A 22,772-nucleotide genomic window follows, 5' to 3' on the forward strand; every position below is an offset into this window, starting at 1 on the left:
CTGTAGGGGGATTTCCGGGTCCAGGATACAGTCCGAATATCCAACATTTCCTTATTGCATCGTAATTTTACCAGAGTGCGGTCATTCATATAATTCATCCTCCTTCTGCGGCGCTGCCGTGCGCATCGCCGCCTGTTCTACGAGAAAAACAGCCCCCGTATATTGCTCTTTGTGGGAAGTCACCGCGGCGCCTCCCATTGAATCCAGATACTGCTGTCCGTTTTTGGATTTTGAGATATACACATAGAAGTGGCTGCCAACATACTGATCGCGGTCATAGCAGCCCAGATAGCGCCGCGCCAGCACAGCGACGGCGCCGATGGCCGCCGCTTTCTGCGTCACCAGGGAAACGGCCAGCTTCATTGCGGTTTTCACTTCTTCATCGTTCAATCTGGAAGTATAGATGCGCTCCAAAAACAGAACCAGCATTTCGTCAGCAGCGCGCTTTTTATCCGCCGACTGCACTTGAGCCAGATCAGCAAAAGAAAAATTAAAGTCCGCAGGTCGTTGGAACGCCCCTTTTGTCAGCCGGATGCAGGCGCGGCCCACAATGTCTTCACCTTTCCGAATCAAGATCATCTTCTTGTTGGAATCAAAGGCTGCCAGCAGGCAGTCCCTCTGGTTTCCGTCCCAGCAGGAAAGGCATGTGGTGCGGGGCAATTCTCCCAGCCTCATCGTAAAGTAGAAATCATCCGCTTCTTCCGCGGAAAATGCTCCCCGCTTCAGTGTGAGATTGGGTTTCCATGTTGCCTCCTGCACCTCGCTGATGGGATAACGGATCTCCCGCCGCAGGTCATCGGCAAAATATTTCAACGCATAGAATTGGCCCATCAGTTCGGCCTGTACGATCCTTCTCAGGGCCTCGATAGCCTTATCGTCACCCTGCAGGTAGCCGTACAGAGCACGCACCATCGCACTGCCGCCGCGCAGCAGGAAATTGGTGACCGGCTCCCTGTGCTGCTCCACAAATTCATCGGTAATGGAAAACCTTTCTTTCAGGTCAAGCCAGTCCCGATCCATCGTCAAAACAGCGGCACGAACCTGCGTCCAGTTTTTCTGTCCGGCAATCACCGCCCCGTTGTTGAGCGCAAAGATCGCGTCCGCCTCGGACTGCATCTCCGGGATAAATACCTGCAGCTGCTCATATTTCCGCAGCAGCCACATGGCCGTCCTCCTGGTCAGGCCGCGGATGTGTCCAAAAGCGCCTCGATACCACTCACTGAACGGCTTTTCCAGCAGACACCGGGCAAGCTGTTCCAGTTCCTGGTCTTCCATGTGGTGGCTGACCAGCCCATGCTTCAATAGCTGGCGCAAAGTGAGCAGCCGTCTGTCCACGGAAAGGGGCGTCAGCATGGCGTAGAGCTGGACATAGATTTCATCCTGCTGCCACAGCAGCCACATCTCTTCAAAGGTGTACTGCCTGCCGTCTTCCAGCAGGTCAAAATGGCTGCTGCCGCGTTCTACTGTATCGCACGCCTGCAGGTTCCTGGCTGTGAGGCTGTTGAGGTTGCAGTGTTCACAGAACTTATCCTCAAACAGCAGCGCATACCGTCCCAGCGAAAGGAACAGCTCGCTGTGCTCGCTCACCAGATCCAGAAAATGCTTCTTCCCATGCCGCACTGCATAAGTGAGGATGGGGAATTGATGGTGTCGGATAGAGCTGAAATCCAGATGGAGCCTCCCGGAGTACAGGGCATTGAGATAACTCAGGTCATTTCGCAGGATCTCCTGCCGCTGTCCTTTGTCCAGCGGCGCTGTGTGCGAGATAAACCAGTTAAGGTCATACTGCCCCGCGTGATTTTCCAGCCACCGCTCAAAGAAGGCATTGAGGTCTTCGGTATCATATTCAAAGGCGGCCAGCAGGCGGCGGAATTTCATCACATCGGCCGTCTCTACCCAGCAAAGGTCTTTGAGCCGTGCCGCGTTCAGATCAAGCGCCACCCCCTGCCGGTAGAGCAGTGTCAGGACCCGCTGAAGGGGCTGGTTCTGTTCCAGCAGCTCCAGCGCCTCGCGCGTATTGTTGTTCCAGTTGAACAGGTACGGGCCGAGAAACGGCTGCCGCATCATGTTCTTCTGTGCGTCCGTCAATGCGGATAATTCCTCCCGTTCTGTGGCCGGGAAGGCATTGATGTTGTCAATGATGGCCTCTCCTTCTTCCTCATACTTGATAAACGGCAGGTAGAATTTCATGTAATAAAATCGCAGGGACAAAGGGATATCCGTTCCCGCTGCCGCCAGCACCTGTTCTTTGGGATACTGCGTCAACTGCTCATCGCAGGCTACAGCCGACTGGAGCATACTTGTGATCGACCGGTCATCCACCCCATCATTGCACAACGCATGGTAGAGCGCCGCAAATTCCGGCGTCCGTACAAGTTCCTTCTGAATTTGCGTATTGTCATTTCCGGTGCGGAGCCTGTTCTGTAATTGAAAAGACTCCACCCGCTCGCAGGTCTGGTCCAGGGCATCCTCCGGGAATTTTCCCGTCAATCCCAGTTTCAGGCCGCTGCTCTCCATGCGGGCGAGCAGGGCTAAATGTTTCAATGTGTTTGTCATGCTGCTTCACCTCCTACGATGGTTTGCACCATTGTCAATATCTCTCTGCGCGGCCGAGGCTCATACATCACAAGACTCCCGCACAGCTCAAAAAATTTCCACATTTCCGCCGCCTCAAGGGTCTGAGCGCAGCCTGCCGGCCATTCCAGCAATTTTTCATAGACCATACCCAGCGCAGCTTTCCTGATCTCACCAAAATGATATCCGTGCATGAACTGGATCAGGGATTCCGCGCTGCCATTATAGCAACTTGCCAGTTTCTCCTGACACTTCATGACCTGCTGCTGCCACCGGCGTTCCTTTTCCTGTTCTTCCTGTTCGGCGGTGGCTTTTCGGTCGGCCTCCATTTCTTCCTTGGAATAGAACCGCTCCTTTAACTGATTTACTTCGTAGCCATTGCAGGCATCGAGTGTCAGAAGCTGCCGCAGCACAGACGCCAGCAGCGATTTGTCATAGATGCGCTGGATCACCGGGGCCTTCAGGGCACAGAGAACAAACGAATCATAGTATTCCGGCTCTGTCTGAAAGAGCGAGGCATCGATCCAGTCATAAAGCTGGCGGTGCTGCTCCGCTGTCAGGAACGGCCGGACCATAGAGAACGATTGGACTTTTTTGTTATAATAGCTTTCCTTCTTGACAAACTTCTGGTGGAAATAAAAGTTTTCTCCGAAAATTTCCTGTAGCTGGGAGAAGGTGTACTGACTGAACAGCTTTTGTGCGAACCGAAAGCACCGCCAGCTGGAGATTTTCAGCGCATATTCCTCTAAAAGCTCCAGAGGATGGGCACGAGCCCCGTCCCCCTTGTGCTGCTCAAAAAACTGCCACAAATTGATCTCCTTTCGCTCCACCAGCAAAACAAAGCTGCGAAGCGTAAGCCAATGGCGCTTGTTAAAATACTCAATATACTCCACACCAGTCAGGGCCTGATACCGCGTAAGCCAGCGCCGCAGCGGGATCGCCGCACGGGAACGGAGCATCTGCACGGTAAACAGTTCCGCATATTCCTCATTGCTCAGCTCGTTTGCCAGAATGTCGTATCGCGGGTCGAATACATCGAAGCGATAAGGGAACTGTCTTTTAATTGTTTGATTCATCCAGAGGATAGTCTGGGGTGCTGTGGGTGCAAGCCCCGTCTGGATGGCTGCCCAGAGATCCTGATATCCCTCGTACCTGACCTCAAATTTCTTGTAAACCTGGAACAGCCAGCTGATGTACGCATAGATATCTTCCGGCTGTCCATCCGGGCCGTTCAGCAGCATTCGGACGCAGGCCACCGCGATCTTTTCCGCCACAATGCCTTTGGATGAGAGCCGGTCCGGTATCCGGTCGGCCCACACCGCCAGGGAATTTGCCATTGTGATCTCTTCCATGCTGTACCCGGCAGTATGCAAAACCGAAAATTCCCGGCTGTCCGGCTTCATGTTCATGTAGGGCAGCTTCATCAGCGTCCGCAATACCAGATCGTTTTTTCCCCGATAGCGTTTTGCCTCTTCAGCGTAGAAACGGATGAACCATTCCAGCACGCCAAAATCCCGTGCCATAGAAATCGTCCTTTCTGGTCCAAACAGCCGCGTCAGCTGCGGCCGCATGGCCTGATAGCCGGTCTCCGGATCATCAAACAGGGAGAGCACAAACAGAGCCTCCTCCGTCCTGGCGTATTCCCTGGCGGCCAGTTCATCCAGCCGCGTGCGGCGCCGGAGAGCGTCGGTTTCCAGCAGATAGAGCGCACCTTGCAGGTAAACATCCGTCCCGGCGGTCCTGCGGAGTTTTTGAATAAAATCGTTCCGCTGATTGCCCACAAACATTGTGTCGGCCTGGCACCGGCGGGTGTAGCCCAGGGCCAGCGCCAGCGCGCGCAGGATGCGTATGTCTGTCCCCAGTTTTTCCTCGAAGCGTTCCAGCACTTCGCCGGGATAGCGCAGGCTGTAAGCTTCAAAATAGCTGGAAACATTCTGATCTTCCTGCCAGATTTGTCTCGCTTCCAGCTGACGGTAAAGGATTCTCGCCTCACCGTCCTGGGCTGTCTGTACGACCAATTCAGCAAAGGCGTGATACAGCGTAAGATCTATGTCCTTCTGGAAGGTGCTGTATGCAGGTATAATTTCTTGGGTCACAATATTTCCCTCCTTTTCACTGCGGCCAATGCCCGCCGGTAGAATAGTTCCATTCAATCGTCCCATCTTCGTAAATTTGCGGTCCATGCGCAGTCAGGCTCCAGCCGTCGGACAGCCTTGTGAAATAGGCTACCGTTTCCCACGGGCAGCTGCCCTCCACGAAGCCGGTACAGCGGTACTGTTTATTATTGCGGTTGGTATAAACGCGATTGACAACAGGGATGAAATACTTTCTTTCCATATGGTGTTCCTCCATAAAAATATAGGGAGAGGGCGCAGACCGCCCTCTCCCCATTGTCAAACTCTGATGAACCGACTGGTTAAGCCACACCGGCCATGCGGAAAAATTCCTCCGGCGTCAGCACCGGGATATCCAGTTCCCGCGCCTTGGACAGCTTGCTGCCGGCTTTCTCGCCGCAGACCAGATAATCGGTCTTGCGGGTCACCGAACTGCCGGCCACTGCCCCCAATGAGGCGATCAGGCTGTTCATTTCGTCGCGGGTGTAAGGCTCGACCTTTCCCGTGACCACAATGGTCTTTCCGGAAAAAGAATTGTCCCTGTTGATGGTCTGGTTGTCGGCCTCCACCGGTTTCTGAATGTTCATCATCATCTGCAATTCCTCCCAAATACAGAAATTTTCTTCCTTGTTAAACCACTCTTGAATGTTGTTGTGCAGCGTCTCTCCAAAGTCCGGAAGCTGTCGGAAGTCATAGCCCCCATAGACGGCATCCCGGAATTCGTCCAGACTGCCGTGAAATTCCCGGCAAAGGACCTTGCTGGCGGTATTGCCGACCATCGGGATGTCCATGGCGATAACATACCGCTCGAATGTCGTGCTGCGGCTCTGCTGGATGGCGTCCCAAAGACGCTGCCAGGACTTTTCACCGAAACCGTCCATCCGGATGATCTCATTCCTATGTTGATCCAGGCGGTAAATGTCCAGATAGCTGTGTATCCAGCCGCGGCCAATCAGCTTTTCCAGCGTTCCTTCCGACAGTCCCTCAATGTTCATGGCCTTTTTGCTCACAAAATGGACGAACTGTTTAAGGCGCCGGGTCTCGCAGGCGGCGTTGTCGCAGAACAAGGTCTTGATGACCCGTTCCTCGCCGTTTTCACCGCGGCCACTGGTTTCGTGGATTCTGGTCGGCTCTCCGCAGCAGGGGCACTGGTGCGGGATTACGGCATCCATAGAAAAATTGCCCCGATCCAGGTTTTCCTCCACATGGGGAATGATCATGTTTCGCTTGCTCACCAGGATACGGCAGCCCGGCGCCAATTCCAGATCCTCAATGAAGGACAGGTTGTGCAGGCTGGCTCTGGACACTTCGCATCCGTCGATCTCCACCGGCTCAAAAATGGCAACCGGGGCAATCTCGCCGGTGCGGCCGGGCGTCCATTCAATCGTCTGGAGCTTTGTCTGGAACAAATCATCCTCAAATTTGAAGGCAAGGCCGTCCTTGTAGTGATGGCCCGTGCGCCCGCAGCTTTTGGACAGCGCGATGTCGTTGTAAGTAATAACGATACCGTCAATGGGAATATCAGCGTCCGCCGCATACTCCTTGAGCTGACGGATACCGTCCTCGGTTTCCTTCTGCGTCAAAGGGCGCTTGGTGACCATGTACTTGCAGGGCAGAAAGCCCAGCGGCCGCAGCGCCTTGAGGCGCTCCGACTTGCGAGGCAATTCCTCCATGCCCTCCAGCACATTGAACGGCATGAACATCAGTCGCCGTCCCAGACAGGTCCCGGCGTCAAACAGGCGCACCGAGCCGGCCGCCAGATTGCGGCCGTTCTTGTAGGGTTTCCCATCGCTGTCCACCAGAGTGGTCTTCAGCTGTTCAAAATCGCTGGGACGGATGAACGCCTCGCCGGTGACCACCAGGCGGTCTTCATATTGGATATTCTCGGGGATGCCGCCAATAGCGCGGGTGTTGTGGGTCACGATTTCGCCCACATCACCGTCGCCCCGGGTAGCTGCCTCCACCAATTTGCCCCCTTCATAGGTCAGCTTGATGGTAAGGCCGTCCAACTTGAGCATGAACATCACCTGATGCTCTCCCATAAAGCGGCACAAATCCTCCGCATTCTTCACTTTTTCCAGAGACAGCAGCGGAATCGAGTGATTTGTTTTTTCCAGTTTGCTGACCGCCGGGTATCCTACGGTATTGGTGGGCGAATTTGACATCTGGACGCCCGTTGCACTTTCCAGGTCCTGCAGTTCCTCAAACAATCGGTCATAGACCGCATCGCTGACGCTTGGGCTGTTGAGATTGTAATACTCATTCCGGTAGCGGTTGAGCCGGTCGTTCAGCTCCCGCTGCTTCATCAACAAATTCTGGTCCATCAGACCGCCTCCTTTTCTAAAACACGGAACGCCATAATCAGCGTCTCCGCCGTATGTTCGCTACGGGTGTACGACTTACACACCCCATCTTCAAATTCCCAGGTGCGCGCGGCTCCCCACCAGAGGATGGCGCCGCGCCCCTCGTTTGCCGCATTGAGCTTCGGATCGGGCGGATTGAGCGTTTTGGTATAAAAGCCCTGGGTATTGACCCAAGTGACCTCCCGCAGCTGCCCAATGCACCCCGGCCGGCAGTGGCCAATGACTTCCAGACGCATACCAGGCCGAAGAGCGCGTTTGAGCTGGTTCAGGTTTTTAATCATGCCGCACCATCCTTTCCCTGTCCGGGGCATACCGGCCAAAATTCAATTCCCGGATGATGCTCTGGATCGTCTCATCATCATCCCATTTTGCTGTGAGGACGGCCCGTTCCGGCCCCTCTCCTGTGTGTACGCTTACCTCGCTGCCATAAATCTGCATCAGCACATCGGGGCGCTGGGCGCAGACCACGGCCAGATTTCCAAGCTGTTTCATGGAGTTCTCCTTTCATGCCGTATAAAGCCAGACCACTACCGGCCGGCTCAAATCGGCAGTCTCATAATTCTTTCGCACTTTGACGGGGCGGTAATTCCCATCCAGTTCGCATTCCACACTCTGTTCAATACGGCCTCCGTGCTGGGCCAAACATTCCCGGAACGCACGCAGGGTATCCAGACGCACCGCCAGCGGGTCGCTTTCCCTGCATCGCAGCTCCGCACAGTACACATATCTGTGTGGATTTCCCTTGATCAGAAAGCCATAGGTCATATACAGACGGCACTTGCGTTCCCGCTCCCGTTCGATATGTTTTACATAAGCTACACCAGCCTTACCGCCTTGGGTCATACAGAGATAGCCCATTTTCCGGCGCTGTTCACCTGACAGTGGGATCTGCTCCATTTTCTGTCCCGGCAGCCCTTTAAAAGCACGGAAACTCTCAGGCGCATATCTGTAACCGCGTATCTCATACTCAAATCCTTTTTTCCCCATCAGGGACCTCCATTCTATAAAAGTGGGCCGGACGTCCCAAAGGACGCCCGGCCATTGAACCTGCCTCACGCGGCGGCAGGTAACGCCTGCGGCTGCATGACTTCCGTATTTTCCATTAAGTCGGCCAGCAGCACATCTGCCAGCAGACGGCCAGCCAGATGCCCGGTGTGGATAATCACACGGTCTTTTCGCATCTGGATAAATTCCTCTTTCCGCAGCTCACGGCTCCGTTCGGCCAGCTTCAGGTCGCGGCCGGTAAGGCGGGCCGCAATGACCTTCTGCCATTTGATCAGGAATTCTGTTGCCTGTTCAATATCTTCATACTGCCGGTCAAACAAAGTGCGCTTCTGACGAACTGTTCCATCTGGTTCAATCTCCAGAGTATAGTAGGGATCGTTAGGTTCCTCCGTCCGGCGCAGGAACATGATGAAGCTTTCCCGGCGTTCCATGCGGTCATAGTACCGCTCGCCGGCGCCATCATTGCCGACACAGTGATGAAGCATGCGCCCCTCCTTGATGATTTCAAAGATGTCTTGGGGCGCAAGCACCGTGTAGTCGTCATCGCTGTAGGCATATTTTTCCTGCAGTTCCGCACAGATGGCATTAACATGGGGATATTTCGCCGCCATTTTTGACGCCTGCTCTTCCAGACTCCCGGCTTCACTCTGAAGGACCAGTTCATCGTGCCGCTGGCGCAGTTTGCGCACACGGTAGACGATCTCATCGCTGGTGTCATAGTGCAGCCGTTCCGCCATAGCAAGATAGTCCTGCCAGGTGGTCAGCGCCTGCTGGCAGCTGCCATCAAAATACTCTTTTTGTCGCTCCAGATAATTTTTGATCTGCACCAGGCTCATTCGGTCTGCGATAAACACCAGATCCTTGGCGCTGATCTGTTCCTTTTTGCTCCAGCGCAGCATGTCGTCCGTGATACGCTGTCCGGTCCGCTTCTCAAGCTGCAGCCAGGCCAAAGTTTCTGTGTCTCCATCCATCTGCCGCAGGCGGCGGAATTTTGAGGCATCCAGACCCAGAGCGCGGATCAGCCCGGGCTCACTGGGGTTCAGCACCAGCTTCCGCACGTTGTCGCAGTTATGGAAACACTCCTTTGTCAGCCGCTGCAGTCCAGCCTTCCAGATCTGCTCCATCTGGGGAAGCCTTTTCCAGACTGCCAGGTATTTTTCAGGATCAGTGATCGGATGGCTTCGTATCCACTCGGCCAAGCCGGTTTGACGAAGTTCTTTTTTCTCCAGGCTGGGCAAAGTCTTTCCATATACCCGGCCGGATTGATCACCATAATAAGCGTAATAGCAGGGGCTTCCCGCGATCCAGCGTGTTTCCCGCTGGCAGTACATCCCCCAGTAATAGGAACGGATTTCGCCGGTGCGGTCATAAATCGAACGCCGGAACTCATGCCAATAGGACTCGCTGTGCGGCAGGGTATCCTTTCGGTAGGTCCTGTCCGCCCGGAATTCCCGAACGACAAATCCATCCCTGCACCGCTGGACCAGATAAGCATAATACTTATCTGTTTGAAAATAGCCTGCGCGCCCCAAAGCCTTGAACACCACAGGATGGCGGCAGCGGATACAGCGTCCCTCTTTGTTGTGGTAGGGGTGCCCGAAAATGGGCACCTCCTTCCCGCAGAAGGTGCAGTAACCGGTTTTGGCTCCGCCGCGCTTGTAATGGTAAAATATAAAATTTTCCCGCACGGCCACCTTGTCGGTCCACCGCTTCCAATCTTTTGGCAATTTCGGCACCTGCGCCAGATCCTTGTCCCACGGGGCAGTGATCCGTTTGTGGCGCCGTTCCAGCTGTTCGTCCCTCACATTCCTTTGAAAGTCGAGAATGCCGAGATCGCCACCGCGCTCGCCGGAAAAATAGTCTTGAACCAAGGCCGCATCTTCCTCGCTGACCCAGCAGGTAGCGTAGTAGTTCCTGCCAGGCCATTCCAAACGGTCCAGTTTTGCATCCCGCCACTTTTTCTCCAAGTGATCGTAGGTCAAAAACTGGCGGTTTTCCTTGTCGATAAATACCTCATAAGCAGGATTATTATCATCCAGCCGCAGATGATCCGGCAGAAAAAAGGCGGCTTTCAGAACACCATCCTGCACCAGACAGTTCATAAACGCGAAATAGGTGCGGGTAGTATAGGTGTGGCCATAATAAGTCGTCTCCTTTTTTGGCTCATCCGCCATCGCCACTTCTTTCATCTCCTGCGATGCCGTCAGCGCCGGCATCGCTTGAAGCATGGATTTCTTCAAATTAACTCACCATCCTTTTCTCAAGATCCACCCCATACCAGACATTGGGCAGAAGTGTCTTTCCATCAATGGTAGCCACCACGATCTGCTGGATGCAGCCGGTGGCCGGGTCTTCCTTGGCAAACGCCAACACATCGCCTTTCCGGCGGCCCTTGGCTATGGGATCAGCGCCGCGGACGGCCGCATAACCGTCACACGCCTCTGCCTGGTCTTTGCGCACATGGCTGTTCCATTCCCGCTTGGGATGGTCTGCCATAAAAGCGAGGCCATGGAGAAGCAGTTCCTCTTTCGTCAGCCGTTTGAGGACCGTCAGCTCAGTGCAGGAGATTTTGGAATCTACCTCGTCCTCGTCAATGTCCCCGCCGGCATTGACGATATAATATTCCGAATGGTCGATATCTCCGTAATAGTTCAGGCAATCCAGCGGGTTCTCCGCACAGTGGAAGCCATTTTGCCGGCAGTTGGCCTTATCAGTCACATTGAGGCCCATCTGAAACTGGTAATCAATGCAGATCATGCCGGGACGAAACCCTTTATATGCAATCATGCTCTGCCTCCTCAGCCTGCTTTTGCCATGCCAAAATCCATCAGAGACATCTGCCCGTCAGCAGAAGGCTTTTTCTCCGGCGCCGGCTTAGGCTCCGGCTTTTTCTTCTCAGCAGGTTTTTTCTCGGTTTTCTTTTTCTTGGAGGACTTCACGGAAGACTTGCCATAGTAGGGGCGGGGGACAAATTTTTCTTCCTGCTCCTGGTCCTCTTTGGCGTCCGGATCGCGGAAATAGTCCTCCGACCACTGATAGCACAGGTCATCCGGAATATCGCAGCCATACCCCTGGCTGCCCTGGCCCGGCTGGATGCCGTTTGCTTTCAATTCGTCCTGGATGTACTCCCATGCCTTGCGGCTGATGTATTGGAAACAATGGACCATCGTTTTCTTCGGGTGCATGGTGAGACGGGCAAATGCCGGGTCTTCCAGGCACTTGGTCTGGATATACTCCGACACGCACTCCTTCATATTGCGCCGGGTCAGCTTTTCCACATCGCCGCTGACCCGCTGCATGGAGGCAGCCACCACCTCATCGTCACTCATGGCGGCCAAGCGGTCCATCTGCTCCTGCAGGGCCTTCTTCTTTTCCGCCTGTTTCGCCTCCCACTCAGCCTTCCGTTTGGCTTCGGCGGCCTCATGCTCGGCACGTCGCTGTTCCTCGTCAGCGTCCGCATTGGAGGTATCGGCCTTGGCAGGCTCCGCCTGCCCCTCATCGGCATTGTCCCCGTCATCGGTTTCTTCAGCGGGGGGCCCTGCCTCGTCAGGCTGTCCCTGCTTTTCCGGGACCTCGCTCAAATCTTCATCGTCCTCAAAAGCAGGCTGCGGCGCCGGCTCTGCGGCAGGCGGTACGGGCTGACGGTCAGCCGGCGGCACCGGCAGCTCGTCAAAGTTCTCCCCGTCCTCAAAAGCGCACTCGCGGGTGAGCGAGGCGGCAGACGGTTTGCGGCCTTCCTGCATATCCAGCGACATTTCCGAAAAATATCCCATAATAAACTCCTTTCCGTTGACAAAAATGGCATGGATCAGGATAAAACCTGTTCCATGCCATCGTTTACCTGTGTCACAGCACATAGAGTAGTGTGCTGAAGCTGTCGAAACAGTAACATATCACATTGGGATACTGCTCCGACCACTTTTTGATCCTGTCCTGCACCTCCTGGGCTTTCCGCTGGGCCGGGCCATTCCACGGCGGCGGGACCGTCACCGTAAAATATCCCTTATCCGTGCGGGGCCGCACATCAGCGTTCAGATGGGCGCATTGCTCCAGAAGCGCCAGAAGTTGCCCTCTCTTCGTCTCATTCACAACAACCATTGAAGCCTCTTTATGTCCCTTCTTTGATGTCCTTTTTGGCAAGCATGGGGGAAAACTTGACCTGCGGAAATTCATGCTCCCCATTGACATAGTAGTAGATCCTTCGTGGAGAATGGTCCAGTTCTACCACATCAGAGAGCGCCATTGGCCGCCCGTGGCAGCCCTCCGGCAGTTCCTCCCGGCAGTCAGCAAACAGGCGCTTCAAAATCTCTGCGTCGCTCTGTTCCACCGGGCAGTAGACTTCGCCAGACCCGGCCATGCGGTACATGGCGGCGGGCGGCTGTTCATAGCCGGCCTTTTGCAGCGCCGCAAGTTCCTTGAAAGCAAATGGGATCGCTTTTTGCTCGTCCAGTTCCAACTGATAGAGCACAAATCTCTGTTTCCGCCGCTGGGGTTCCAGCAGGGCGCCGAGGGCATCCCTGCCTTGCCGCAGGAAGGTTTCATGTTCCTCTCTGGTCAAGCCAAGATACTCCGTCAGGCAGGTCTTGTTTTCAGCCAGGTGCTGCCATAGTTCGATGCAGTCCTCAATATGCGCCAGTTCACACAAGCCGCGGAGGTACTGCGCCTTAAAACTAAGTCTATCGATCTCCTTTCTCCGTTGATTTTCCCGGCGAAGCGCCAGCTGCCAATCGTCAAATCCCTTATAGTTGGGATTCCAGGTCAGCCTCCGGCAGTTCATGCCATACTTCCGGGCCGTCAGGTAAATTTTCGACGCCCCGGCCATCGTCATTTGATTGTTGTACTTGTCCATATCGTGGGCTTCAATGATTTCCTCCGTACCGTTCTGCGCCAGAAGGGCAAACAACGGGTCCAGCGGGCTGGTGTTGTTGGCCCCGGCAATCGCGGCAAAGGTGCGCCCGGTCAGGCAATGGGAAATATCTGCTTTCAGCAGCCCCTCGATCACATAGACCACCCGGGCGGATGGGTCACCGATCAGGTGTACCGGACTGCCGGAGCCTGTCCCGTCTGTCTTTGAGGAAGAGGAAAACCAGATGTACTTGGCCCCCGGTTTCTCCGGCGGGTCATCCTTGTGTTTCAGCGGTACATCCAGCATGATCTGAAATCCCTGAAGCCGGCCGTCAAAGCCGATGGCGGGGATCAGGATGCCGGAGGTCTTCTTATAAAATGCCATTGTCCAGTGGCCGCTGTCGTCCCGGTAAAATCCGGGTACGCCCTGTACCCTGCATCCCTGTTTGATCAGCCGATCCGTGATAGAGCGGCATAAGAAGGGCGGCGGGGTACTCTTAAAGCCCAGCGACTCGATTTGTTCATCAGACAGCCCGCGCTTTGGTGAGCGCAGATGTTCCCGATGTGCCAGCCGCAGCGTAAGCTGGGCCAGAAGCAGGGATAGTGTCTGATGGATCTCGGCCGGGCTGGCTTTATCCGACTGCGGCACAGTTTTTCGCTCGGAAGAAGAATAACCTGCAGCGGCCGCCCGGGCCCCCGAAGATGGGGACCCGGTGCTGACCGGCTGCTGTTGGGCTTCATTCCCGGAGCGTGCGTGTTCCTCGTGGGTATTGTCACACAGAGCTTCTGCAATTTCCCAATAAGCGTCAGAGGTCGTCGTGTGATTCAATTTTGCATATAGCGCCAGCATTCCGCCATGTTCGTCGCAGTGATTGCACCGCCAGACATTTTTGACGAAATTGACATTCATCCGCCCGCGGCGGTCACCGCAGAACGGGCAGTCCACATAGACGCTGTTTGCCTGCTGGCGCCTGACCCGCAGGTGCAGCAGTTCCACAACTTCCATGATACCGAAGGGAAATTCATCCGGGTACGAGCCCATCTGTCATTCCTCCCTTCATGCCCTCGCCGGGGGCCATATCAGCCGGCCTTTTGAAGTGAATCCAAAACCAGCTGGGCGGCGGCGCGGACCATGTTGTTCTTGCTTTTGCCCGGGATCAGGTAGTACCGCAGATTGACAGGCCGCTTCTCGGCCACCTGGGCAATCGTCATACCCTTGCAGATGCCATCGTCTACGATGACCTGCTGGGCCTGTTCCAGCGTCATGACCTGCAGAATATCCTCCATAGGCGTGTCCTTCGTATAAGAGGGGGTATCCACCGCAGTATCCACCGCTCCGGCAGCGCCATCTTCGGGCTGCAGCGGCTCGGCGGCGGGTTCGGATTCCTCCGTGTGCTGGACCGGCAGCTCCGTTACATTGCCGCGGACGGGCAATTCATCCGCCTGCTCATTTTCAGCCGCCGGCTGTTCCGTCTTTGGCGAAGCGTCAACCGGGAGCGTATCGAATTTCTTCGCCGGCTCCACCGGCAGGTGCTGTTTCACCGGTTCCGAAGCAGTGTTTTCCTTCGACGGGGCCGTTGTCGCTGTTGCCGCCTTTTCGCCCTCAAACGCCCTCTGCGGCGTTTCAACGGGGCTGGCAGGGGATTTCCCCTCGGCAGGCTCATCGGCCCTCTGAGGGGCGCTGTGGGGCTCCTGCGGCGGTGCCGTGCATTCCGCCGGCCCGGCAGGCGGTTCTGCGGCCTTTTTGACAGACGCTCCGGCGCTTTTCTCCATCAGATCGGCCTGGGCGCCGGCGCTGATCAGCTGGATGCCAAAACCGGCGTCCGTAAGGGCCTGGCTCAGCGCCTCATTTTGGGCGGCTTTCACGAAGTCGCGGCTGTCCTGGGTAGTCTGCTGGGCCGTGCTCATACTGAACGGCTCCGCGTCACTGCGGTCCAGGAATACCTTGGCCTCAAAAATCGCCATCTGCTCCGTGATCCGCAGCGCCGTCAGACGCATACGGCCGTTGGGATGGGCCATGCGGAACCAGAGTTTCTGGTAAGGCAGGTCCAGCTTCAGGGTGTCCTTGGTGCGGCGGAGGAACTTGAGCGGGTCAAAGCCCGGCACCTTGTTCAGTTCAGCGGCCGCAGGCACAGTTTCGTACATCGTTTTCGCATTGCTGTCGTTCATGTCATATACTCCTTCCTGTGTAATAAATAGGAGACGCGGGGCAATTTTCTGCACCTTGCGCCTCTTTTTTAACCAGCGTATTTCAGTTCTTCTTCCAGAGCCGCCGGGACCGGGATTCCGGCCCGCTTGGCATAGGCCTTATAGTACATGCCGATGCGCTTGCCCAGAAGCGTATTCCTCTTGACGATTTCATTCCGGTGGATCGCCATAAACAGCACCTGCTTTTGGCCGATCAGCACCACGCGCTTTTTGGCCCGGGTGATGCCGGTATAGAGCAGGTTGCGGTAGAGCATGACGGTGTGCGCTTTCAAAAGCGGCATGATGACCGTTTCATACTCAGAGCCCATTGCCTTGTGGATGGTGGTGGCGTAGGCTAGGTCCAGATTGACCATATCCTCTACGCTGTATTCCAGCTCTCGGCCCACACCGAAATCCAGGCCGACGCGCTTGCCATCTTCATCGTCTTTGATATAGCGGATAAATCCCAGGTCGCCGTTGGACACCTTGGCGGTGTTTTTGGTCTGCATGATCCGGTCGTTGACCCGGAACACTTTGACGCCGATCTTGATTTCTTCCTCGGCAGAGCGGAACGGGTTGACCACCTCGCGGATGGCCTCGTTGAGTTGTTCCGCCGACGCAGCGCCTTCCGAACGGAAGGGAGACAAAATCTGCACCCGGTCGATGCCGCTTTCCGCGATTTCCCGGCAGTAACGGGCGATGATCCGCTCCGCAGCCTCCGCCTGGTTATCGCTTGCCATAAATACAAAGTCCGGCCCAAAGTACAGCTTGGTGTTGCCCTCGTTGATAAACTTGGCGTTATAAGCGATCAGGCTGTCCTTGGACTGACGGAAGATCTGGTCCAGCACCGTGACGGGAATCAAGCCACAGTCGATCAGTTCGCGGAACACAGTCCCGGCGCCCACACTGGGGAGCTGGTCGGGGTCGCCCACGAGAACGACACGGGCCCCATCCTTGATGCGGGAGAAAAATTTGTCTGCCAACCACATATCCACCATAGAAAACTCGTCCACAATGATCAGGTCCGCCGACAACGGCTCCTGCTGTCTGCTGCGGTTGGCGTCATCTTCTTCACTGCCGAGGCCCAGGCCGCTGTGGAGCGTCCGCGCCTTGTCAAAGCCAGTGCTTTCCGCCATACGACGGCTGGCACGGCCGGTCGGCGCCATCAGAACGATTTCACCTTTCGGGTGCAGGCGGCGATAAACTTCCAAAATGGTCTTGAGCACCGTTGTCTTGCCGGTGCCGGGAGAACCAGTGATAATGGACAGGCTGTGGCGGTAAGCCGCGTAGACCGCTGCCTCCTGTTTGGAAGACAGCACCAGCCCCATTTCACGCTTGACCTGCTCCAGCGCCTGCTCAATGCGCTCCGGCGCAGACGGCTCTATCAGCCGCATGGCAATACGCCGGGCCGTTTCATCTTCCTGTGCGAATGTGCGGGGCAGGTAGATGTTATCTTTGACGGATACCACCTCGCCATGAAGGATCATGTCCTGAAGCACATCCGCGACCTCCTGTTCATGAAGCCGGAGAGACGGGACGGGGATCTTTGTGTTGAGAAGCCGAAGAGCCTCCTTCCGCAAAGTTTCACCAGGCAGGAACAAATGTCCTTTGCCGCCCTTGCTGTCCTCCAGCGCCCAGAACAGCGCGCCTTTGACCCGCATGGGGTCATGCAGGTCGCCGCCGTTTTTCTGAACGATGGCATCTACCCGGAGAAATCCAAAACCGGACACCTGGCACAGTTCAAAGGGACTCCTTTTCAAGATGTCCACGCTGGCGGGCCCGAAGTGCTGGTAGATCTTCAGGGCCGTTTTCGGCGTGATCTTGAATGGGGAGAGCAGCGTCATCAGGTCTTGGAGCATCCGGCTCTCCGCATACGAGGTTTTGATATCCTCCAGCTTGCTTTCCGTAATGCCCTTGACCTCCAGCAGCCGCTCGGGATGGTTTTGCAGAATATCCAGCGTTTCCACGCCAAACCGGGAGACGATCTGCGCGGCAGTCGCCGGCCCAATACCTTTGATGAGGCCGGAGGCCAGATAGCCTTCCACGCCGTCCTTGGTCTTGGGAACGATCTCGCGCCACTGTTCCACCTGAAGCTGCACACCATATTTGCCCTTTGTCCATTCGCCGTCCAGTTCCAGCTCTACCGCGTCCGTGCGGGGCAGTTCATAGCCCGTCGCAACAAAGCGGATCAGATGATCTCTGTACCGGCGGGTGGAACGGGCCTCCTGGGGCACCTCCTTATCAGCGGTCTTTACGCTGATGATGCAGAACTTGTTCACCGGGTTGTGGTAGATCGTCCCGTCATAAGTTCCTCTATGGATCACTTCTTTTTTCCCTCCTTTTATGCCGCCTCGGCGTCACTCTTGACCGTGAAGCGGCGGTGCACGGAAACAGTCACATACTGCTCATAGATGTCCGGATGTTCCAGCTTCAGCCTGTTCAGATTATCCTTGTCAATACCGGGGGTCCGCACCGGATTGTAGGTGACGGTATAGTTCACCCCATCCTGCTGGCAGATGGCTTTGCAGCTTTTCCCCATTTTGGCAATGATGGCAGCCTTCAGCCGCTTCATATCTTCCTCGATTTCCTTTTTGCCTGCTTCTGCGCCTTTTTTCTGCTCTTGGAGCTGGAGAAAACGCATCAGCTTGGCCGTCAGGGGCAGGTCGAGTGATACAGCGGGGGCCTCCTTGTCAGCGGGGCCAGTGTACCGGCGCACGCTCTCGATCACGAGGTCTCCATCTTCGGTGTAAGGCGGCGGCGTTCTGGTAAGCACATGATTTTCCCAGAAATTCTGCTCCAGGAAAATCATCTCATCCTCATAGGCCAGATCCCTCTGCATATCACGGATAATACTTTCCTGCTCGTTGTTGCCATACAGGCAGCAGAAGAAACAGCGGTCCACATCCATGACGGCCATGTAATGCCGCCCCTGGGACTCATAGTAGGCCGGAATGGTTTCCTCACCATCCAGCCACCAGTTGTCTTTGGCGTTGTAGTTTGTGGTCTTGATCTCCAGAATAGCGGTGGTGCCGTCCGGCAGTTCTACAAAGTAGTCCACATCCGCCAGCATCCAGGGATACTTCGGGTGCTGGAACATCTTTTTGATCTGATAGACCTTGTAGCCGGTCCGGTGCTGGAAGATCTTCGCCACCAGCGGTTCCAACAGGTGCCCCATCTCCAGGGCCACCCAGTTGTCCTCATGGTCCTCGACCACGGCAATGTTCAGCTTGTCATAAAACAGATCCCGGGCCGTCCGCCACGGTGAAATGCCCAGCAGAGCTGCAACATCGCTGCCTCCAATACCTTTCCGGCGGTAGGCAAGCCATTCCTCTTCGGATAAGCCTGCCGTTTCCACCAGCACCAGAGGCTGATACCGCTCTTTGACCGCCAAGCTGCCTGCCGGCATACTCAACACCCCCTCCGGGTCCTGCGGGGAATAACAGGGGCTCGAATCACCGGGCAGCGTTTCCGCGCGGTCTGATTCAGTTTCTGATACTGTCGCCAGTTCTCAGCCGGCTTTTTCTTAGTTGTCAGGCGCTCCTGACTTTTCTGTTTCACATTCATGTGTGCATACCTGCCTTTCTGTAATTTAGATATATCCTCAAAGCCGCGTTCCGGCATTTGGGCAGAAAAAAAGCGAGGGTGACAAAGGGCGCAACGCCTGATGTCCATAGTTACCTATGAACCAAAGTCATCCTCGCTGGCGGAACTGAAGTCCCGAAAAAACAAAAAAAGCCAGTAATATACCGGCCCAGAGGGGCGCAGTAATACTACTGGCACAAGTACAATCTTGACTGCGTGTGCAATGCAGATTTTTCAATCCGCGGTACAGAAACTAAGTCTGTATCCCACAAGGGGAAAACGCACAAAAATCAATTACAGAAACAGTGTAACACAATATATTGAGATAGTCAAGGTGCAATAACTATATATTGTGCTTTATTCTTAACTACACCCATTCCACGAAAAAATCTGCCAAATGATTTGAATGTGCAGAAAAATATTGATGGTTCACTATTTATAGGGCGTACAGACATGGCATGGGACTCCGTAGCCGGTCTGCACGCTCTTTTTATACCTTGACAAGCCCCATAACCTTTTCCATTGGAGTTATACAGGGATCGCGGACAGTGTGCGATGACCACATGGAGCCCGCCCACGATTGAAATACCGCACAGCGGGCCCTGGCAATACGCGGCGGAAAGCCCCGGCGCAGGAAATGGCCTTTGGAAGAGACCCTACACTTCCCGATGAATTTGAATGACTTCATTGTTTTTGTTGAAAACCTTCCACTACAAATCGTAGGGGATATATGTAATTGCAAATAAAGGAGGGCAATTATGGAAAAAAGAAAACCCAATGACCTTTCACCGGATCAGTGCTTGGCGGTCGATACGGAATCGCTTTGCAAACTGCTCGACTGCGGGCGGCATACGGCCGTTCAGATCGGCGACCTGGCCCACGCCCGCATCACCATGAATTCTCGTGTCCTTTGGAGCGTTCAGCGAGTGAAGGAATATTTGTACGAGATCTCATGCTAACAGAACCTTGCCCATTCCGGGCGCAGCAACACACAAAACATCGGGAGGTATCAGCCTATGCCAAAAGTTAGAAAAGACAACAAAGGCCGCAACCTGCGGCCAGGAGAAACACAACGCTCAGACGGCAGCTATATGTTTGTCTATAAGCTGGGTAAGAAGAAAAAGTACATTTATGATTTTGACCTTGCCAGCCTGCGGGCCAAAGAAAAAGTTCTCAACCGTGACAGCGAAGACGGTATTCGCACCCAGGAGGCTATGAAAATCACCCTAAATGATATGTTCAAAGTCCTCATGGATACGAAAATCCAGTTAAAGGCTTCTACACGGGCGAATTACGAATATCTTTGGAGCAACTATGTGAAGGATGAGCCGTTTGCCAACATTCCCCTGCCCAACATCCGAAAGAGCGACATCCTGACATTTTACACGAAGCTTTTGAAAAAAGGCTTTGCGATCAATTCCTTGGAAAGCATCAATAACCTGATTCACCCCACGCTTGAATTGGCGGTCGATGATGACTACATCCGAAAAAATCCAAGCAAAGGCGTCTACCGCTCTCTCAAAACAGAGGGAGCCGGGGCGCCCCCGAAGAAAAGAATCGCGCTGACTATGACACAGCAGAAGAACTTCCTTCGGTTCATTTCCAAGTCACCGATGTATAGCCACTGGCTGCCTGTCATGGTCGTGCTGCTCGGTACGGGAATGCGTGTTGCGGAATGTACTGGCTTAACTAAAAATGATGTGGACCTGGAGAACAACACCATCTCTGTCAATCACAACTTGATCTATCGTGTGATCGATGGGAAAGCAGGTTTTCATATCACCACCCCTAAAACGGCCAGCGGCACCCGCACCATCCCTATCCTGTATCCGCAGGTTGCTGAACAGCTCCGCACATTGATTGAAGTCATGGACACCCTCTATCCAGAAGACCTTGTGATGAATGGGTATCACGGTTTCCTTTTTAGGAATCGGGAAGGTTACTTTCTCAGTGCCCATAATATCAATCGGGCCATCCAGCGTATCTCCATCGCCTACAACGCCGAAGAAATGGATCAGGCTGAACTGGAAGATCGTGAGCCGGAACTGCTGCCGCATTTTAGCGTACATAACATGAGACACACATTCTGCACGCGGCTCTGCGAAAGCACGAACGATATCAAGTTTATCCAGCAGGTGATGGGCCACGCTGATTTTTCCACAACTATGGATATTTATACGCATATTACGCAAGAAAACATGAGGGAAAAAGCAGAGGCAATCAAGGGTAATTTGGTGCTAATGTGAAAATTGCAAAAAAGGGCAAATCCGCATAAAAAACACGGATTTGCCCTTCATTTTGGCCCGTCTGATGCCGTCTGATTTCAAGCAAAAGTTGTAGAAAAGTTGTAGTTGTAAGCCCTTTTTACTACATCTTGTGCCGTCCCGTTTCGTCAGACGCTATATATTGTGGAATTTTTGTCCAAAGGCTTCATCGTGGGGAACAGGATGACCTCACGGATGGTGTCGGAGCCGGTGAGCATCATGACGCAGCGGTCGATGCCCATGCCCATGCCGCCCGTGGGAGGCATGCCGTATTCCAGAGCGGTGAGGAAGTCCTCGTCCATCATCTCGGTCTCGTCGTCGCCGCGGTCACGCAGCTCCAGCTGCTTTTCAAAGCGGGCGCGCTGATCGATGGGATCGTTCAGCTCGGAGTAGGCGTTGGCCAGCTCGCTGTGGCAGATGAACAGCTCGAAGCGCTCGGTCAGGCGGGGATCTTCGGGGCTGCGCTTGGTCAGCGGGGAAACCTCCACCGGGTACATGGTGATGAAGGTGGGCTGGATCAGCTGCTCCTCAACCTTCTGGTCGAAGCAGGCATACAGGGCGTTGCCCCAGCTCTTGTCGGCGGTGTCGGCCAGCTCCACGCCGATGGCCTTGGCAGCAGCCACGGCCTCGGCATCATCGGTGATGGCACCGAAGTCCACGCCGGTGTACTCCTTCACGGCCTCCACCATGGTCAGGCGGCGCCAGCCGGGGGTCAGGTCGATGTCCTCGCCCTGCCACTTCACCTGATAGCTGCCCAGAATCTCCCTGGCAGCGCCGGACAGGATGCCCTCGGCAATGTCCATCATGTCGTGGAAATCAGCATAAGCCTGATACAGCTCCACAGTGGTGAACTCAGGGTTGTGCTTGGGGTCCATGCCTTCGTTGCGGAAGATGCGGCCGATCTCATACACCCGGTCGATACCGCCCACGATCAGCCGCTTCAGGGGCAGCTCGGTGGCGATGCGCATGTACATGTCCAGATCCAGGGTGTTGTGATGGGTGATGAAGGGGCGGGCAGCCGCGCCGCCGGCGATGGTGTTCAGCACCGGGGTCTCCACTTCCATGTAGTTGCGCTGATCCAGGTAGGAGCGCATGAAGCGGATGAAGCGGGAGCGGATCTCGAAGGTGCGGCGCACCTCGGGATTCATGATCAGATCCACATAGCGCTGACGGTAACGCAGCTCCTGATCCTTCAGGCCGTGGAACTTCTCGGGCAGGGGCAGCAGGCTCTTGGCCAGCAGCACCACCTCGGTGCAGCGGATGCTGATCTCGCCCATCTTGGTGCGGAACACCTGACCCTTGATGCCGATCACGTCGCCAATGTCGAACTTCTTGAAGCCGGCGTACTCCTCTTCACCGATCACGTCACGGCGCACATACAGCTGGATGTTGCCGGAAGCGTCACGCAGGTCGGCAAAGCTGGCCTTGCCCATCACGCGCTTGCTCATCATGCGGCCGGCCATGCACACGGTGCGGTCGGTCTCTTCCTCAGCAGCCAGATGATCGTATTCCTTCTTGATGTCCGCGGCGAAAGCGTCCTGCGGATATTTGGTTTTTTGGAAGGGGTCGTTGCCCGCTTCCTGCAGGGCTTTCAGCTTGTCGCGGCGCACAGCGACCAGCTCGTTGTAAGCCTTTTCGCTGAGCTCCTGATCCTGCTGGGGGTTGGGGTTCTTATTCTCGTTCAGCTCCATGCTATTCCCTCCAAAAAACGCGCCGGTTGGCGCGGATATGATAGTTTGGCCCGCACAGTGCGGGCATACTGCCTTATTATAGCACAAAAAGAGGCGCCGTGGCACCTCTTTTTGCGGAAAAACGATCTTCTTTTTTGTGTTTTCTGC

General features: G+C 55.1%; 18 protein-coding genes. 2 read left to right on the forward strand and 16 right to left on the reverse strand.

Annotation, left to right across the window (positions count from 1 at the left end):
* Nucleotides 1–81 precede the first annotated feature (81 nt).
* From EDD77_RS10865 to EDD77_RS10935, 15 genes are all read right to left on the reverse strand, one after another.
* The gene (locus EDD77_RS10865; protein ID WP_058963795.1) at nucleotides 82–2,556 is read right to left on the reverse strand and encodes a hypothetical protein; all 2,475 of its coding nucleotides are present in this window, start codon (nucleotides 2,554–2,556) and stop codon (nucleotides 82–84) included.
* Nucleotides 2,553–4,670, reverse strand: a complete 2,118-nt coding sequence (locus tag EDD77_RS10870) for a hypothetical protein (RefSeq protein ID WP_058963796.1) — start codon at nucleotides 4,668–4,670, stop codon at nucleotides 2,553–2,555. Before EDD77_RS10870 ends, EDD77_RS10865 begins: the two co-directional genes overlap by 4 nt.
* A 16-nt stretch (nucleotides 4,671–4,686) precedes the next feature.
* Nucleotides 4,687–4,911: a hypothetical protein gene (locus tag EDD77_RS10875; RefSeq protein WP_040647389.1), complete on the reverse strand. Its 225-nt coding sequence runs from the start codon at nucleotides 4,909–4,911 to the stop codon at nucleotides 4,687–4,689.
* Between the two features lie 79 nt (nucleotides 4,912–4,990).
* A complete protein-coding gene (gene ligA / locus EDD77_RS10880; protein WP_058963797.1) occupies nucleotides 4,991–7,012 on the reverse strand; it encodes an NAD-dependent DNA ligase LigA in 2,022 nt (673 codons plus the stop codon).
* A complete protein-coding gene (locus EDD77_RS10885; protein WP_058963798.1) occupies nucleotides 7,012–7,332 on the reverse strand; it encodes a hypothetical protein in 321 nt (106 codons plus the stop codon). Before EDD77_RS10885 ends, ligA begins: the two co-directional genes overlap by 1 nt.
* The gene (locus EDD77_RS10890) at nucleotides 7,325–7,543 is read right to left on the reverse strand and encodes a hypothetical protein (protein ID WP_006573947.1); all 219 of its coding nucleotides are present in this window, start codon (nucleotides 7,541–7,543) and stop codon (nucleotides 7,325–7,327) included. The genes EDD77_RS10885 and EDD77_RS10890 overlap by 8 nt, the downstream gene beginning before the upstream one ends.
* Nucleotides 7,544–7,555: 12 nt before the next feature.
* Nucleotides 7,556–7,948, reverse strand: a complete 393-nt coding sequence (locus EDD77_RS10895) for a hypothetical protein (protein WP_243117494.1) — start codon at nucleotides 7,946–7,948, stop codon at nucleotides 7,556–7,558.
* Nucleotides 7,949–8,103: 155 nt separating this feature from the next.
* A complete protein-coding gene (locus EDD77_RS10900; RefSeq protein ID WP_058963799.1) occupies nucleotides 8,104–10,296 on the reverse strand; it encodes a PcfJ domain-containing protein in 2,193 nt (730 codons plus the stop codon).
* A 1-nt stretch (nucleotide 10,297) separates the two neighbouring features.
* Nucleotides 10,298–10,843, reverse strand: a complete 546-nt coding sequence (locus EDD77_RS10905; protein ID WP_058963800.1) for a DUF7666 domain-containing protein — start codon at nucleotides 10,841–10,843, stop codon at nucleotides 10,298–10,300.
* An 11-nt stretch (nucleotides 10,844–10,854) separates the two neighbouring features.
* Nucleotides 10,855–11,829, reverse strand: coding sequence for a Cas9 inhibitor AcrIIA9 family protein (locus tag EDD77_RS10910; protein WP_058963801.1), 975 nt, complete (start codon nucleotides 11,827–11,829; stop codon nucleotides 10,855–10,857).
* A gap of 73 nt (nucleotides 11,830–11,902) precedes the next feature.
* Nucleotides 11,903–12,154, reverse strand: coding sequence for a hypothetical protein (locus tag EDD77_RS10915; protein ID WP_058963802.1), 252 nt, complete (start codon nucleotides 12,152–12,154; stop codon nucleotides 11,903–11,905).
* Between the two features lie 10 nt (nucleotides 12,155–12,164).
* On the reverse strand, nucleotides 12,165–13,943 hold the full coding sequence (locus tag EDD77_RS10920) for a YodL domain-containing protein (RefSeq protein ID WP_058963803.1): 1,779 nt from the start codon (nucleotides 13,941–13,943) through the stop codon (nucleotides 12,165–12,167).
* 38 nt (nucleotides 13,944–13,981) lie between these two features.
* Nucleotides 13,982–15,070 (reverse strand): prolipoprotein diacylglyceryl transferase, encoded by a 1,089-nt coding sequence (locus EDD77_RS10925; RefSeq protein WP_058963804.1) that lies wholly within the window; start codon nucleotides 15,068–15,070, stop codon nucleotides 13,982–13,984.
* Between the two features lie 68 nt (nucleotides 15,071–15,138).
* Nucleotides 15,139–17,412: an SF1B family DNA helicase RecD2 gene (gene recD2, locus EDD77_RS10930; RefSeq protein WP_058963805.1), complete on the reverse strand. Its 2,274-nt coding sequence runs from the start codon at nucleotides 17,410–17,412 to the stop codon at nucleotides 15,139–15,141.
* Nucleotides 17,413–17,429: 17 nt separating this feature from the next.
* Nucleotides 17,430–18,494, reverse strand: coding sequence for a YqaJ viral recombinase family nuclease (locus EDD77_RS10935; RefSeq protein ID WP_058963806.1), 1,065 nt, complete (start codon nucleotides 18,492–18,494; stop codon nucleotides 17,430–17,432).
* 934 nt (nucleotides 18,495–19,428) lie between these two features.
* Here EDD77_RS10935 and EDD77_RS10940 point away from each other — a divergent pair.
* Nucleotides 19,429–19,629, forward strand: a complete 201-nt coding sequence (locus EDD77_RS10940; RefSeq protein ID WP_006573960.1) for a hypothetical protein — start codon at nucleotides 19,429–19,431, stop codon at nucleotides 19,627–19,629.
* Nucleotides 19,630–19,686: 57 nt separating this feature from the next.
* Nucleotides 19,687–20,916 carry a site-specific integrase gene (locus tag EDD77_RS10945; RefSeq protein ID WP_058963807.1) on the forward strand — a complete coding sequence of 410 codons (1,230 nt, stop codon included), beginning with the start codon at nucleotides 19,687–19,689 and terminating at the stop codon, nucleotides 20,914–20,916.
* A gap of 146 nt (nucleotides 20,917–21,062) precedes the next feature.
* On the opposite strand, the gene lysS is transcribed toward EDD77_RS10945, so the two are convergent.
* A complete protein-coding gene (gene lysS, locus EDD77_RS10950) occupies nucleotides 21,063–22,625 on the reverse strand; it encodes a lysine--tRNA ligase (RefSeq protein ID WP_058963808.1) in 1,563 nt (520 codons plus the stop codon).
* Nucleotides 22,626–22,772 lie beyond the last annotated feature (147 nt).

This window comes from Allofournierella massiliensis (genome assembly GCF_004345265.1).
GTDB lineage: Bacteria > Bacillota > Clostridia > Oscillospirales > Ruminococcaceae > Allofournierella > Allofournierella massiliensis.